The organism is Acetobacter indonesiensis (assembly GCF_000963945.1).
Classification (GTDB): Bacteria; Pseudomonadota; Alphaproteobacteria; order Acetobacterales; family Acetobacteraceae; genus Acetobacter; species Acetobacter indonesiensis.
This window is the reverse complement of sequence record NZ_BAMW01000007.1, coordinates 101,726-116,338: the sequence shown is the minus strand read 5'-3', so window position 1 is coordinate 116,338 and position 14,613 is coordinate 101,726. Positions and strand designations below refer to the sequence as shown.

Genomic DNA, 14,613 nt, shown 5'->3' with positions numbered 1-14,613 from the left:
CCTTTTTCTGACGCTTTAGCGCGATAGCTTAGAAGCCTTCGCGTTCAATGCGCTTGCGTTCCATCTTGCGGGCGCGACGCACGGCCTCAGCAGACTCACGGGCTTTACGCTCGGAAGGCTTTTCAAAATGACGGCGCAGCTTCATTTCGCGGAAAATACCTTCACGCTGCATTTTCTTTTTGAGCGCTTTAAGAGCCTGATCGACATTGTTGTCACGGACGAGAACGTGCACTTGGTCACTAACCCCTGTTTCAGAAAACCCGGATAACCCCGGTTTTGAAGTGATATGAAAAAAGAAGCGGATACAGCACTCACATGCCGCCGATTCCTCTATTGGCGGCGTCTATAGCACGGTGTTGAGCAAACACACAATTCGTTCTTGCTTCTTATCAACAAACTCTTGTGACACAGTGCGTGCAAAGAGGAGAACGAAATGGCTGTGCTGAAAATTGCCCGCATGGGGCACCCAGTCCTGCTTGAGCGGGCCGAGGCCATAGCAGACATGACGACGCCTGAGCTTCAGCAACTGATTGATAACATGATTGAAACATTGGCGGATGCAGGTGGCGTTGGCTTGGCCGCCCCACAAGTGCATGTTTCAAAAAGGCTTTTTCTTTATTCTGTACCTCAAAGCCGGAGCGAGGGAGAAGAAGACCCAGCCCTTGATGTGCAGGTTATCATCAACCCCGAGCTTGAGCCTGTGGATGATGAAATGATCCCACGGTTTGAAGGGTGTCTGTCTATTCCGGGCCTGCGAGGGGAAGTGCCGCGTTATAAACGGGTCCGCTATGCGGGATATGACAGGCAGGGAAAAAGAGTGGAGGGCGTAGCATCAGGCTTCCGGGCGCATGTCATGCAACATGAAATGGACCATCTGAACGGGATTCTCTATCCCATGCGGATGGATGATCTGGGTAAACTGGGGTTTGAGGCCGAAATGGTGCGATACGGTGTAAGGGCATGAGCGTGACAGGAAACAAAGTGCAGCAGGCAATTTCTTTTGCCGTGGCTGGGCTGGCGACAGGCAGCATGCCGTTTCCCTTGGAACGTGACCCGGTTCGGGATGAGGCTTTGCGCAAGCTGGCCGCCGTGGCGGGAGACCGAGGCTGGAGCATTGCCGTGCTGCGTGACGTGGCTGGCCCGGATGCTGACCTGCTGTTTCCCGGTGGCCCGGTTGAAATGGTGGAAACATGGTCCGATGTGTGCGACCGCGACATGGTCTCAGCCATGTTGGAAACAGACGAGCCCCGCTTAAGCCAGCGGGTGAAACAGGCCATTCTTCTCCGGTTGCCAACGGATACCGCCATGCGGATGGGGGCACGGACTGGCTTTGGCGTGTTGGCTAGTCCCTGTGCGCGTGGTGCCTTGCGCCGGTCTCTTTTACGGACGGTCAATGCAATCTGGCAGGCTGCGCAGGACGATTCGTCTGGGGTAACTTATGTAACCAAGCGCATGACGCTGAGCATGGTGTATGGCGCGACGCTTCTCTACTGGGTGTCGCGTGGTCGGGATGAGGCCGCTTTGGCTGCTTTTGTTGAGCGCAGGCTGGCTGATGTTCTCCGGTTGGGTAAGGTGAAGGCCCGTTTAAGTCGAAGCGCTCATACGCCTCGTGCCGCTGAAACTTCTGCGTCTGCCACCTGATGCTACAAGCGCAAGGTCACTAAGATGAGCGGCTATCGCCCAAGTGATGAAGCCGGGGCGGGTCTGCTGTTTCTGCGTGAGGAGCAGATTCGGCTGGCTCAGACCATGATGTTTCTTGCAACGCGTGACATGACGGCAGCGATGGAGCCGATTCTGGCGGAACAAAAGCTGGGGCGGGCTCATTATCGCGTTTTGCAGGTTCTGGCGTTCAGTCCCGGTATTCCGGTTAGTCGGTTGCAGGAAGTATTGGGCGTTACCAAGCAAAGTCTGGGCCGTACGCTGGGCGAATTACAGGCGCGAGGGTATCTGGAAAGCGAGTCCTGCATGCGTGACCGCAGGCAAAGGCTTTTACGTCTGAGCAAAGAGGGCCAGAGTGTTGAGGCCCGTCTGTTTGCGGTTGTACGCCATCGGTTGGTTGAAGCGTATCGCGAGGCCGGAGGGGCCGCAGTGGAAGGGTTTCGTCGCGTGATGTGGGGCATGCTGTCTGAAAGCAGCCGCACAATGGTGGCAGATGATGCCGCAGGCCGAAGGAAGGGACGCCATGGTTCATGATCCGCACGACGTCATGCTGGAGGAGGAAACAGCCCCCCATGTCATTGTTGTGGATGATGATTCGCGTTTGAGGCGTCTGCTTCAACGCTATTTGTCCGAACACGGATTTCGCATCAGTGTGGCCGCCAATGCCGCAGAGGCGCGTCAGGCGTTAAGCGCCATCCGACCTGACGCCATGGTGCTGGATGTCACCATGCCCGGCGAAACCGGGCTGGAATTAACCCGGTCTTTGCGGGATTCGGGGCAAGAGTTTCCGATTGTGCTCCTAACTGCGCGCGGAGAGCCAGCAGACCGGATTTCGGGGCTGGAAGCAGGCGCTGATGATTATCTGGGTAAGCCGTTTGAGCCACGGGAACTGCTCTTGCGGCTTAAAGCGCATTTGCGGCGTCTGGCACCTGCTCCTGCTACGGATAATTTGCGTATTATTCGCCTTGGGGAGCAGGAGTTCGATCCTGTGCGGGCGCTTTTGTCTGGACCCAACGGCAATATTCATCTGACGGGTGGCGAAGCAGCACTTTTGTCGGTTTTGGCGCGTAAACCAAACGAAGTCCTGACGCGGGAAGAAATTGCCCGTGCGCTTGATATGGCGGAAATAGGGGAGCGCGCGGTCGATGTGCAGGTCACGCGGTTGCGGCGGCGTATAGAGCCCGACCCCCGAGAGCCCCGGTTTCTGCACACTATCCGTGGACGTGGGTATGTCTTGAAACCCGGCGTGCAATAAGGGTGACAGACCGCAGAACGCTCCGGTTGTTTCCGCCAGGGTTACTAAGATCTCGCCGTATGGAAAAATCGGTGCGGCGTGTCCTGCCCCGGTCTCTGCTCGGGCGTTCCCTGCTGATTGTATTCATTCCCCTGCTGGTGACGCAGGCCATTTCTCTTGAACTGTTTTACGGTAATTTTCTGAAAGTCGTCTCTCGCCGTCTGTCAGATGGGGTCAGTTCAGAAATTGTCCTGTCATTGAATGCGTTGGAGCGTCTGCACAAACAAAGTGACAAGGAATGGTTTGTTGCGCAGGCGCGTGACCATCTTCAACTGATTGAAACATGGCGGCCGGGAGCCAAACTACGCCGGTTCGGCTTTAACCATGTGCTGGGACCAATGGACGAGGATCTGGCGCATGCACTTGAAAGTGCCATTGATTATCCATTTTTTGTAAACTGGAAGCAGGACCCGCACACCGTTAAAATTTCCATCCAACTTAGTGACGGCGTTCTGGAAGTCGAAGCCCCGCGCAAGCGCTTGGATATGGGGCAGATCTGGCTGTTTGTGGCGTGGGCGTTAGGGAGTTCGCTTCTTCTGTTTACGATTGCCAGCCTGTTTATGCGAAATCAGGTCCGCGCTATCCGCAGACTGGCCAAAGGGGCCGAGCAGTTTGGTCTGGGGCGTGATATTGGCCCCATCAAGCCTGAAGGCGCACAGGAAGTCAGGAAAGCTGCCGTTGCGTTTAACCGCATGCAGGATCGTATTTTCCGCTTTGTGTCCCAGCGTACGGGCGTTCTGGCTGGGGTTTCGCATGATCTGCGGACACCGCTTACGCGGATTCGTCTTTCTCTGGCCATGATGCCGCGGGTGGGGACGGTGAAGGCCGAAGACATTCGTGAAGACGTGGACGATATGATCAATGATGTGGTCGAAATGGAGCACATGATTGACAGCTATCTCTCCTTTGCCCGAGGCGAGGGGGCTGAAACACCGACAGTTGTGGAACTGGCCCCGTTTGTGGAAGACGTGGTGAGTGCTGCCAAGCGAACAGGTGCCCGTATTCAGGCTGTCAGTATTCAGAAAAATCTTCAGGTTATGATGCGGCCGGATGCCATGCGGCGTGCGTTGACCAATCTGCTGGATAATGCCCGGCGGCATGGTGGGGCAATTACACTGACGGCGCGGGCATCTTCTGAAGGAGCCTGTATTCTGGTCGATGATGATGGACCGGGCATCAGTGCTGACCGTCGGGAAGCTGTTTTTCGTGCGTTTGAAAGTGGGCGCGGGGGCGGCACAGGCCTTGGGCTAACAATATCGCGCGATATCGTGCGGGCACATGGTGGGGATATGGAACTGGATATCTCGCCATCAGGTGGCTTGCGTGTGAAGATTTTTCTGCCCTAACTGGAAGTTAGGTCCCCGGATAATCTGCAATAAAAAAGGGCGGCAAGAGGCCACCCTTTTTAGAAAATAACCAGAAATCTGTCAGATTAGAGCGTGTTGCCTGAGCCGAAGTGGCCCGGACCGCTGTTGCTGTTCATCATGCCGCCACCGCCGCTGCCCATGTTGCCGCTGCTGCCCATCATGTTCTGCATCGGGTTGTAGCGACCCACATTGCCCAGAATCTGCTGAAGAATGTTGATACTTGTGCCAGGCGTCGGGGTAACCTGGCTGATCATGGCAACAGGGCGGGCGTCACGACGGCTCAGCGTCCGCATGCTTTCCAGCGCACCTGCGTTGTTGAATTTCAGCACAACAACCTGCTGCTTCTTCACGCCGGGGAAATCTATTGGCCGCAGATACGTGGTCATGGAAATATAAATCCACGTATTATCGTCAAAAGCCCCCTTGGTGGTGGCAGAGCCCAGAAGATCGACTGCATCGGCACGGGTGCTGGTGCCCGGAACAAGCTGGTTGTAGTCATCTGCTTCAATCAGCGAGCCACGGGGAATGGGCGTTGGGCGAAAAACACCGCAACCCGACAGGATGCTCAGTGCCGCGAGTAATCCGCATCCTGTGCGGAGACGCGCCATTGTTTTCGAGCGTTGCGGCATCATGTCAGTAAAGCACCCCGGTTTGTGCTGTCACTCTATAGAAAAAAGAGCGACGAAATCAAACAGTGGCTGCACGTGGGCAGACCTGTCTTGTCGGATGCCTTAATGCAGGGAGTGCGTCAATTACAGAATTTACCGCACGCCTTGATTTAACGGAAAAACTGCCGCCGCCGCCTTACGCAGCAGAGAGTTTGTGATACGGCTGTGTGGCGGGCGCAGACAGATACGCGTCCGTAGCCGCCACGGCGGTTCTGAATACGGCAAATGTTTTTTCAGGAGGGTCCCGATGGCCGAGAAACCCGAATTTTCCCGCCCGACGGCAGTTCGCCGAATCGGCGCAGGTGGGCTGGCTGTGACGGTTGAAGCAACGCCTGAGGAATGTGCGCGGATTGCGGTCCGTCTGGGTCTGCCAGAAGTGACCATGTTCCGCTGCAAATATCAGTTGGAACTGGGGCGGCGGAATGTCGTTTCTGCCCACGGTGCTCTTGCGGCCCGCTTCAAGCAGACCTGCGTGGTCACGCTTGAACCGTTTGAAGACGTGCTGGCGGGCTCGTTCGCGGTGCAATTTGTGCCTGAAGAACATTTTGAAGAAAGTGCAGAACCTGATCTAGATGCGGTCGATGAGATCCCGTATGAAGGAGACTCCGTTGATCTGGGCGAAGCTGCTGTTGAACAGTTTGCACTTGATCTGGAACCTTATCCTCATGCGCCTGATGCCCAGTTGCCTGAAGGCCTTGTGATTGATGAGGAAGAAGCTGAAAAGCGGACGCAGGAAGAGGCACGGGCAAACGTGATCAATCCATTTTCCGCCCTTGAACGGTTGCGCCGCAAGGATAGCTGATGTGTCGAGCGCGGGTTTTCTTGCGCTCTTGCTTGCGAAAGGTGCGGCTCTCTGCTAGAGCCCGCCCTCAATCTGGTGATTAACCTGTTTTGTCTTGCCAGTTGCATGGCCTCGTGCCGTGTTGCTGGCGGTCTTTGATCTGTTTGGAGGGGCTCGGGCCCATGGCTGTACCCAAAAGAAAAACCTCGCCTTCACGTCGTGGCATGCGTCGCAGCCATGAAGCTCTGCGTGTGGAGGCCTATGCTGAATGCTCTAACTGTGGTGAGCTGAAGCGTCCGCACAACATCTGCAGCCACTGTGGCCACTATGACGGCCGTGAAGTGATTGCAGCTGGTAAAGCACTGAAAGTCGCTGTTCGCGCCTGATATCACAGGTGCACATGTCCATCTAACGTGGGCATGAAGCGTTACAGGAGTAAGGCATCTGCGGCATGGCAGAGAAGCAGGCATGAGCGATAGAGAGATTCCAGCTAATCCCCCTTCAGATCAAAGCGAGGTTTTTAGCCTTGCGGTTGATGGAATGGGGGGAGATGGAGCTCCCGATGTGGTCATTGCCGGGCTTGCCATTGCTGCTGATCGTCATCCCGGCATGCGTGTGCTTCTGACGGGCGATGAAGCAAAGCTTCGCCCGCTGCTCGCCAGGCATCCGAAAGCAGAAGCCATCTGCACACTTTGGCATACAGATGAATCCATTCCCATGGACATGAAGCCGACCGCCGCACTGCGCGTGCGGAAATCTTCCATGCGTCTGGGGATGGATGCTGTTGCTAGTGGCCGGGCAAAAGGCGTTGTGTCTGCTGGCAACAGTGGCGCAATGCTGGCGTTGGCCAAAATTGTGGTCAAAACCATGCCGGGTATTTCCCGCCCGGCCATGGCCGCTATCAGCCCTACCATCAAAGGTGACGTGGTCATGCTTGACCTCGGTGCCAATGTGGCGTGCGACTGGCGGAATCTGGTAGAATTCGCGGTAATGGGCGAGGCCTTTGCCAAGGCTGTTCTTGGTTTGCCTGCCCCCCGTATCGGTCTCCTCAATATTGGTTCAGAAGAACTCAAGGGCGACGAGAAGCTGCGTATCGCTTCTGAAGTGCTGCGTGAAAGCCCGCTGGCCGCTCAGTTCCATGGCTTTATTGAAGGGCATGACATTACAGCCGGCACGACCGATGTGGTGGTGACGGACGGTTTTACAGGCAATGTCGCGCTGAAAACCGGGGAAGGGGTGCTGAAAATGTCAACATCTCTGCTCCGACAGGTTTTTAGTCGCGGTATTATCGCCAAAATTGGTTACCTTCTGGTGCGGCCCGGACTTGAGCGCATGAAAGAATGGCTTGATCCCCGCCGGTATAACGGTGCCGTGTTTGTTGGCCTGAATGGCGTGGTTGTGAAATCTCATGGCGGGACAGATGCCGAGGGTTTTGCGGCTGCGGTTGACGTTGCCATGGATATGGTCACGCATGGCTTTAACGACGGTATTCGTGAGCGCCTGTCCCATATGGGTGCTCTTCTATCTCATCAGCAGGCCTCCATGGAGCGCGAACCCGTAGCAACGGTGTCCTGACGGAATAGAACAGAACGGTGAAATGCTGCCTCGTTTCAGGGGTGCTGCACCGCCGGATAATGAAAGAGCTGAGATGGCGAGACGTTCGCTTCTGGTAGGGTTTGGCGGGTTCCTGCCAGACCGGGTCGTGACCAACGATGAACTGGCAGCCCGGCTTGAGACCTCTGACGAATGGATCAGAACCCGCACCGGCATTTCTCAACGTCATATTGCTGGCCCTAATGATACCGCAACCAGCATGGGGGCGGAGGCTGCCCGTCGGGCGCTGGAGTATGCAGGCCTGACCGCTGACGATATTGATGCTGTCATTGTCGGTACCTCCACGCCAGATCAGGCTTTCCCGGCAACAGCGGTTCGTATTCAGGCCGAACTAGGCATGAAGCAGGGGTTCGGGTTTGATCTGGCAGCGGCCTGTTCAGGCTTTATTTTTGCCCTTTCGACAGCGCATGCTTTTATCCGCAGCGGCCAAGCCCGGAATGTACTGGTGATTGGCAGTGAAGTTTATTCACGCATTGTCGATTGGTCTGACCGCGGCACATGCGTTCTGTTTGGTGACGGTGCCGGTGCCGTCGTGCTGTCTGGTACTGACGAACCAGGCACAGAAGGGTTGTTGTCCACACATCTACATTCGGATGGGAGCGCTGGTGACCTGCTGTATGTAGATGGCGCTGTTGGCCGCCGTGACATGAGCGGCCACCTGAAAATGAGCGGCCGTGATGTATTCCGGCATGCGGTAGCCAAGCTATCGTCTTCAGTAGACGAAGCACTTCAGGCTGAAGGGCTGGAATACAAGGATGTGTCTTGGCTGGTGCCACATCAGGCCAATATTCGCATCATTGAAGGTGTAGGCAAAAAGCTGAACCTTCCTGCTGAACGGGTGGTGGTGACGGTTGATCGTCACGCCAATACCTCTGCCGCCTCGATTCCTTTGGCTTTGGATGAAGCCGTGCGGGATGGCCGGATTCAAAAAGGGGATCTGGTGCTGATGGAAGCACTGGGTGGTGGGCTGACATGGGGCTCTGCTCTGGCCCGTTTCTAGTTTTTGATCGGGAAGGTGGGTGGTGTCGTTCAGTTTGAATTGACGAGGCCCGCCAACATGTTACCTTCTCTTTCATGGAAACTGTCACGCGTGCATCCCTGGTAGAACAAATCTATCAGCAGGTTGGGCTATCCCGGAAAGAATCCGCTGTTCTTCTGGAAGACATTCTGGAAACGGTAATGGCGGCGCTTGAGCAAGGCGAAAGCGTCAAAATTAGCGGCTTTGGCACCTTTTCTGTCAGACAGAAGGGTCAACGCAGCGGTCGTAACCCAAAAACAGGGGAGGAAGTACCCATTCTTCCGCGCTCCGTTCTGGTGTTCAGGCCCAGCCAGCTTCTGCGGGCAGAAGTGAATCACGAATCTCTCGATCTGGATGTGGACGACGATAATGACTGAAGAGACTTCTCCGTCCATGGAAGACCAGATTCTGAACGCTATCGAAGAAGAGGGAACTTCCCGCTCAGAAAAAGGGCCTCTCGCGTTTCGTACAATTAGCGAAGTGGCAGATGAACTGCATGTGCCCCAGCATGTGCTCCGGTTCTGGGAAACGCGGTTTGAACAGGTTCGCCCGCTGAAGCGTGGTGGTGGCCGACGCTACTACCGTCCATCTGATATTGATCTGCTGCGTTATATTGCCGATTTGCTCTACACTAAAGGCTATACGGTAAAAGGTGTGCAGCGCCTGCTGCGTGAAGGTGGCTACGCTGCATCAGAAGCAACCTCAAAAACGGTCCCATCTGTTGAGCCAGACGGAAACGAAACATCTTCTCTCCCAGTAGCACAGCCTGACGATGTGCTGACATCTTCGGATGAGGCGGCAGCAGAAGGCGAGCAAATTCACGTTGACGAAGAGTCGGAACAGGCTTCTGTAGAATCTGCTGACCAAGACAATAATCACGAAATTACTGTTCGTGGGGCAGAGGAAGGTCTCGAAGGAACCGAGGTTCAGTCAACAGAAGTCATTGCAGTTGTTGTTGCTGAAGAACCGATAACACTCTTGTCCGTTGAGGAAGCCCTCCCGGCAACGGATGACGTCGCCCCCGAAGTCTCTGTTGCCTTAGCATCAGAACAGTCCGGTCAGGACGAAGAAAATGTCGATGCTTCCGTGACTGAGGAAGATGTGATTGCGGCTTTTGCGAGTGTGCCGATTGAAGAAGAGCTCGTAGAAACTGTCCAAGCTCACGATGTAGCTGATCCTGAACGTTCTGCTGTTGTTGGGCAGGCAGATAATGCTGCGACGCAGAATATTGTCTGGCTGGAAAAGCAGAACACGCGACTACGCAATGATCTGTCAGACATCCTGCTGGAACTGGAAGCCCTACGCAGTCGTCTTTCTGCATAAAAAACAGATCAGACGGCTTGTGCGGCTAGCATCAGACTGCTAAAGACCTCTCACCAAGCAAACGGGCAGTAGCGCAGTCTGGTAGCGCATCAGTCTGGGGGACTGGGGGTCGTGGGTTCGAATCCCGCCTGCCCGATATCTCGTTTCTTGGTTTCCAAAAAACTAAGTTGCTGTGCGGGTGTTCAAAAACTGAACACCCTTTTTGCTATCAGGATTGCACAGTATTTTGCGAGCGCGCACTGCTGACCGTCCAGCGCCGCCAGAGCAGATCAAGAGCTGCCATGACCGCTGGCCCAACAAACAGGCCGAGTAGGCCCCACGTTTCGGCTCCGCCCAAAATACCCAGAAGCACCCATAGGAACGGAAGCTTTGTACTGCCACCAATCAGAACGGGGCGCACAAAATGGTCCGCAACAAAAATAACCACAGCCCCAATGCAGAAGGTTACAATCCCCGCGACTGATGCGCCCTGTGCCAGAATAAGCAGCGAGACCAAGCCAATCGCAATCATGGCGCAGAAGGGGATCATCGCTGCCACAGCTGTCATGACGCCAAACAGGGCAGGGTGGGGGGCACCGCTTAGGAAATAGACAATGCCCATCAGCACACCTTCTGCCATGCCGACCAGAACAAGCCCCTGAACAGTGCCGTGGATGGAGGCTACAATCTGACGGGCGATTGTTTCTCCCCGTTTGCCAAAGGCGCGGCGTGACGCAACGCGGCACTGGCGAATAACGGAAACCCCGTCTTTGTAGAGAAAAAACAGTGTCACAATGGAAAAGCAGAAGAGTGTGCCGCGATGCGCGATCTGCGCTCCGACTGCTTTGGTCAACGCCATACCGCGGCTATCGAGCGCGCCGGTCAGCCCGGAAACATCTTGCGGATTGGCTAGATGCGCTTGCCACCAGTTGGTAAGGGCCTGACTGCCAAAGGGAAGGTGCGACACGGCTTCTGGGACCGGCACGCCAGACTGACGCGCTTTTTCCAGCCAACTGAGGGCGCTTTGGGCCTCACCAACAGCCTCAAGCGTAATCAGCATCATGGGGATAACAAAAATAAGCGCCATAGCGGCGGTAAACAGAAACGGCAGAAGCAGGCCGTTAGCTGCCTTGGGCCACGCAGCGCGGGCGCGGGTGTAAAGTGGCCATGTCGCTACCGCAAAAACGCAGCCCCAAACCAAAGCGGGCAGGAAGCCGTGGATGGTATAGAAGGCCATTGCCAGAATAAAAAATGCCAGAACAGCCCGCGCAATTTCCTGCCCCCGCCGAGACCGGTGGCTCGGTTTCACAAGAACGCAGCGCGGAGGCCCGGAAAGAACGGGCTGGTCGTGATGGTCTGGCATTATGGGCAAGTCTCCTCTTCCGCCTGAAAAAACCCTATTTCCCGCCATTTTTTGTCAGTCAGGCGGCTGTGTTGTTTTATAATATGGGCATGCACTTGCCTCTGGGTAGCATAATTACCGCTTTTTGTTTGCTGCCCCTGCTGAATATTTTGGCTTTTCGGTAATAAGGACTCTATCTCTCGGCAACGGGCTCCTCTTATAAGCGGCAATCATGTTCAGACATTTTCTTACAGTTGGCGGCTGGACCATGCTCAGCCGCATTCTTGGCTTGGTGCGTGACCAGCTTCTGGCTGCTTTTATGGGGGCAGGCATTATGCAGGATGCCTACCAGGTGGCCTTTCGTCTGCCGAATATGTTCCGCCGACTGTTTGGTGAAGGTGCGTTTAATGCAGCCTTCGTGCCGCTTTTCTCCTCCATTCTGACAAAGGAAGGGGAAGATGAAGCACGCTCATTTGCTCGGCGGGCACTCGGCGTGATGCTGGTGTGGCTGACGTTTCTATGCGTGCTGGGCGAAATCTTTATGCCGCAGGTGCTGCGCGTCATTGCACCGGGGTTTTTGCAAACGGGGGAACGCTACGCGCTTGGTGTCAGCCTCAGCCGCATAACCTTTCCCTATCTGGTATTGATCTGCGCTGCGGCCTTGGTAGCGGGTGTGTTGAATGGCCTTCATCGCTTCAGCATGGCTGCCGCTGCCTATCTGGCGTTTAATGTGGTTGGTATTGCCGCCATCCTGTTTGCGTCTCCGTTCATGCCGAATGTGGCGTATGCGGCCGCTTGGGGTGTAACGGCATCGGGCGTTGTGCAACTGGGGCTGCTGCTGTGGTCATGCCAGCGGGCGGGTTTTGGTCTGATGCCGCTTTGGCCGCAGCTTACACCGCGCATCCGCTTACTGGTACGCCGGATGGTGCCGGGATTGGTGGGGAGCGGGGTTGGCCAGATCAATCTGACAATAGATACCATTATTGCAACATTGTTGCCGTCCGGCAGTGTTTCTCTGATGTATTTTGCTGATCGGATCAATCAGTTGCCATTAGGCGTTTTGGGCGCTGCAGCGGGCACGACGTTGCTACCGGTTCTGACCCGCCATCTGGCTGCGGGTGAGGAAGATGCGGCCCATAGCGCGCAAAATCGGTCCATTGAATATGTGCTGTTGCTAACGCTGCCTGCCGTTGCTGGTATTCTGGTGCTGGCGGGGCCCATCATGATTGTCTTGTTTGGGCACGGATCCTTTACCGAGCATGATGCGCTGCTTTCAGCAAAAGCATTGCGCGCTTATGCGATCGGGTTGCCTGCTTTCGTGATGGTGAAGGTTTTGTCGCCAGCATTTTTTGCACGAGGAGACACGCGGACGCCCGTTTATATTGGCATTGGCATATTGGTGTTTAATTTTGTTTTGAACCTGCTGTTCATGAAGCCGCTTCTGTATGTAGGGCCGCCTTTGGCCAGTAGTATTGCAGCCTTTGTGAACGTTGCCTGTCTTGCCGTTATTCTGCGTCAACGGAGCGCCTTGCAACTGGCCTCTACAACAACGCGTCGTATTGTTTTGACTGTTGCCGCAGCTTTGATCATGGCGGTTGGTTTGTTCGGGGTAGAGCGTCTTGTCGGTTTCCCTGCCAGTCTATTGCTGCGCATGCTCTGGCTGGGCAGCATGATTGTGTTCGGGGCCTTACTGTATGGCGTCATTCTGCATGTGCTGGGGGTTATTGATCTGGCATCCGTCCTGGCCCGTATCCGGCGTCGGGTCAGCAAACGATAAGACTGAATTATGCCGGTCTGAAGGATAATAGACTGTGACTGATATTCTTCTGGCGCATCAGGTTGATATGGCAACATGGCGGCGAGAATTGCGCCACCATGTTTTTGCCGGGACTGAGCCCGACCGTCTGGTTTGGAGCGTTCTTCCTGAGAGTGCTCTGTTTCAGACTCACCCCATAGCGTTGGGTGGGCGGGCAGATACAACGGCACAAGAAGAACCCCTGCGACTTTCGCGTCGGGTGGTTGAGCTCTTACTTTTTGCGTTTCAGGCTTCTGACCCACAGCGATTTTCTCTGCTGTATCGGCTGATTTTTCGTATCGTGCATGAGGGGCTGGATATAACCACCCAGCCGGACGATGCTGACCTTATGCAGGTTGAAGCGTTGGCTGATGCCGTTAAAGCAGAAACACTGCGTTTCAGAACAGAGTTCGCCGCATTTTTCCGCAATGGTGGCAACGGGGTGTGGACTGATCATCCTGCACACTATGTGGTCGAGGCAAATGCGACATATTGCTGTGCGCGGGTGGCTGAAGCGTGGTCTGTCGAAACACCGTATCGACGCATGCAGTGGAATGAACGACACATTCTGTTTGGCCCTGGTACGGGGACAGCAACAGAGCACCAGCCGTCTCTTTGGCAACCAGACGGGCAGGGTGTCTGGTCTGGGTACCCGAACAGTGTCATTCCCCCCAGCCATCACGATGTTGCTGAGGCTCCGACGCTAGACGTTCTCGGGGCTGAAGCAATGAATTGCCATGCGTGTGCACTCTGGCAACCAGCAAACCGCACAGTGTTTGGTGAAGGGCCGGTTAGCGCACGGATTATGTTGGTGGGCGAGCAACCCGGGGACAAGGAAGACCTTGGCGGGCATCCTTTTGTGGGGCCAGCGGGGCAGGTGCTTGACCGTGCGTTGCAGGAAGCTGGCATTGAGCGTCCTGACGTTTATGTCACAAATGCCGTCAAACATTTCCGGTTTGTCTGGCGGGGTACGCGCCGACTGCATCAGAAGCCCGAACAGGAAAACATAGATAGCTGTCGTATGTGGCTGGATGCAGAGCGTCGGCTTATCAAGCCGGTCTTGATTGTCATGATGGGCGTTACAGCCGCACAAAGCCTGCTGAGACGACCTGTAACAATTTCTCGTGAGCGTTCCAGATTAATACCGCTTGATCGGGGTAGTCAGGGGCTTGTGACCGTTCATCCGTCCTATCTGCTGCGTCTTCCAAACGAAGAAGACAAAGCGCGAGAGTATCAGCGTTTTGTTGCAGATTTGCAGTTGGCAAAACGCTTTATGGATGAAAGTGCCCTTCCGGCAGAGCTTTAGCGTTCTCGGGCTTTATTAATTCGGGCATGCAGTTCCTTGCCCGTTTTGAAAAACGGTATGAACTTCTTGGAAACCTGAACCTGTTCGCCTGTCTTGGGGTTACGGCCCACGCGCGGATCCCGTTCCTTAATGGAGAAGGCACCAAAACCACGCAGCTCAACACGGTTATTGTCTGCCAGACTCTTGGAAATCGAGCCAAAAACCGTATTTACGATCAGATTGATGTCCTTGAGTTGAAGATGCGGATGCTTCCTCATGAGAATGGCAATCAGCTCAGACTTGGTCATGCTAACCTTCCGGATACATACAATCTGACAAACAAGGCCCCAAATCCTGCGCAGCGCGGGCAGGAACGTAAGCCCTGAAAACACGAAATGCGCCACCGGCACTTAACACCGCTGACGCATTCCAGATTTCACTACAGTCGAGGCATTCGTCAATATGCAAACGGTCTGTGAGCATGAACC

17 protein-coding genes and 1 tRNA gene are annotated in these 14,613 nt (G+C 55.1%); 14 read left to right on the top strand and 4 right to left on the bottom strand.

What is annotated here, in order from left to right; all coding sequences use genetic code 11:
* Positions 1-28: 28 nt before the first annotated feature.
* Complete coding sequence (gene rpsU, locus Abin_RS03395) at positions 29-232, bottom strand: 30S ribosomal protein S21 (protein WP_048836534.1); 204 nt, start codon at positions 230-232, stop codon at positions 29-31.
* A 201-nt stretch (positions 233-433) separates the two neighbouring features.
* Between rpsU and def the strand changes: the two genes are divergently transcribed.
* From def to Abin_RS03370, 5 genes are read left to right on the top strand one after another with little or no spacing between them, the layout of a single operon-like run.
* Positions 434-964, top strand: coding sequence for a peptide deformylase (gene def, locus Abin_RS03390; RefSeq protein ID WP_048844945.1), 531 nt, complete (start codon positions 434-436; stop codon positions 962-964).
* Positions 961-1,641: a ubiquinone biosynthesis protein COQ9 gene (locus Abin_RS03385; protein ID WP_048844944.1), complete on the top strand. Its 681-nt coding sequence runs from the start codon at positions 961-963 to the stop codon at positions 1,639-1,641. The genes def and Abin_RS03385 overlap by 4 nt, the downstream gene beginning before the upstream one ends.
* 24 nt (positions 1,642-1,665) lie before the next feature.
* Complete coding sequence (locus tag Abin_RS03380; RefSeq protein WP_048844943.1) at positions 1,666-2,193, top strand: MarR family winged helix-turn-helix transcriptional regulator; 528 nt, start codon at positions 1,666-1,668, stop codon at positions 2,191-2,193.
* Positions 2,183-2,914, top strand: coding sequence for a response regulator (locus Abin_RS03375; RefSeq protein WP_048844942.1), 732 nt, complete (start codon positions 2,183-2,185; stop codon positions 2,912-2,914). The genes Abin_RS03380 and Abin_RS03375 overlap by 11 nt, the downstream gene beginning before the upstream one ends.
* Positions 2,915-2,973: 59 nt before the next feature.
* On the top strand, positions 2,974-4,299 hold the full coding sequence (locus tag Abin_RS03370) for an ATP-binding protein (protein ID WP_052948155.1): 1,326 nt from the start codon (positions 2,974-2,976) through the stop codon (positions 4,297-4,299).
* Between the two features lie 86 nt (positions 4,300-4,385).
* Here the strand turns inward: Abin_RS03370 and Abin_RS03365 are convergent, their stop codons facing one another.
* Positions 4,386-4,952 carry an outer membrane protein assembly factor BamE gene (locus Abin_RS03365; protein ID WP_048844940.1) on the bottom strand — a complete coding sequence of 189 codons (567 nt, stop codon included), beginning with the start codon at positions 4,950-4,952 and terminating at the stop codon, positions 4,386-4,388.
* A 283-nt stretch (positions 4,953-5,235) separates the two neighbouring features.
* Here Abin_RS03365 and Abin_RS03360 point away from each other — a divergent pair, with 283 nt between their 5' ends.
* The 7 genes from Abin_RS03360 to Abin_RS03330 all read left to right on the top strand — a co-directional run bounded on the left by Abin_RS03360 (position 5,236) and on the right by Abin_RS03330 (position 9,860).
* Entirely contained in the window at positions 5,236-5,790 is a 555-nt protein-coding gene (locus tag Abin_RS03360; protein WP_048844939.1) for a DUF177 domain-containing protein, read from the top strand.
* Between the two features lie 161 nt (positions 5,791-5,951).
* A complete protein-coding gene (gene rpmF, locus Abin_RS03355) occupies positions 5,952-6,155 on the top strand; it encodes a 50S ribosomal protein L32 (RefSeq protein WP_035380917.1) in 204 nt (67 codons plus the stop codon).
* Positions 6,156-6,237: 82 nt separating this feature from the next.
* Complete coding sequence (plsX, locus tag Abin_RS03350; protein WP_048844938.1) at positions 6,238-7,344, top strand: phosphate acyltransferase PlsX; 1,107 nt, start codon at positions 6,238-6,240, stop codon at positions 7,342-7,344.
* A gap of 73 nt (positions 7,345-7,417) precedes the next feature.
* Complete coding sequence (locus Abin_RS03345; RefSeq protein WP_048845033.1) at positions 7,418-8,383, top strand: beta-ketoacyl-ACP synthase III; 966 nt, start codon at positions 7,418-7,420, stop codon at positions 8,381-8,383.
* 38 nt (positions 8,384-8,421) lie between these two features.
* Complete coding sequence (locus tag Abin_RS03340; RefSeq protein ID WP_255319308.1) at positions 8,422-8,778, top strand: integration host factor subunit alpha; 357 nt, start codon at positions 8,422-8,424, stop codon at positions 8,776-8,778.
* Complete coding sequence (locus Abin_RS15765; protein ID WP_084593428.1) at positions 8,771-9,724, top strand: MerR family transcriptional regulator; 954 nt, start codon at positions 8,771-8,773, stop codon at positions 9,722-9,724. The genes Abin_RS03340 and Abin_RS15765 overlap by 8 nt, the downstream gene beginning before the upstream one ends.
* A 62-nt stretch (positions 9,725-9,786) precedes the next feature.
* A tRNA-Pro gene (locus Abin_RS03330) sits at positions 9,787-9,860 on the top strand.
* Between the two features lie 72 nt (positions 9,861-9,932).
* Here Abin_RS03330 and Abin_RS03325 read toward each other — a convergent pair.
* Entirely contained in the window at positions 9,933-11,066 is a 1,134-nt protein-coding gene (locus Abin_RS03325; RefSeq protein ID WP_048844936.1) for an AI-2E family transporter, read from the bottom strand.
* Between the two features lie 211 nt (positions 11,067-11,277).
* Between Abin_RS03325 and murJ the strand changes: the two genes are divergently transcribed.
* Both murJ and Abin_RS03315 read left to right on the top strand, forming a co-directional pair.
* Positions 11,278-12,822 (top strand): murein biosynthesis integral membrane protein MurJ, encoded by a 1,545-nt coding sequence (gene murJ, locus Abin_RS03320; RefSeq protein WP_048844934.1) that lies wholly within the window; start codon positions 11,278-11,280, stop codon positions 12,820-12,822.
* Positions 12,823-12,856: 34 nt separating this feature from the next.
* Positions 12,857-14,146, top strand: coding sequence for a UdgX family uracil-DNA binding protein (locus Abin_RS03315; protein WP_048844933.1), 1,290 nt, complete (start codon positions 12,857-12,859; stop codon positions 14,144-14,146).
* On the opposite strand, the gene Abin_RS03310 is transcribed toward Abin_RS03315, so the two are convergent.
* Positions 14,143-14,433: an integration host factor subunit beta gene (locus tag Abin_RS03310; RefSeq protein ID WP_048844932.1), complete on the bottom strand. Its 291-nt coding sequence runs from the start codon at positions 14,431-14,433 to the stop codon at positions 14,143-14,145. The genes Abin_RS03315 and Abin_RS03310 overlap by 4 nt on opposite strands.
* Positions 14,434-14,613: the final 180 nt, after the last annotated feature.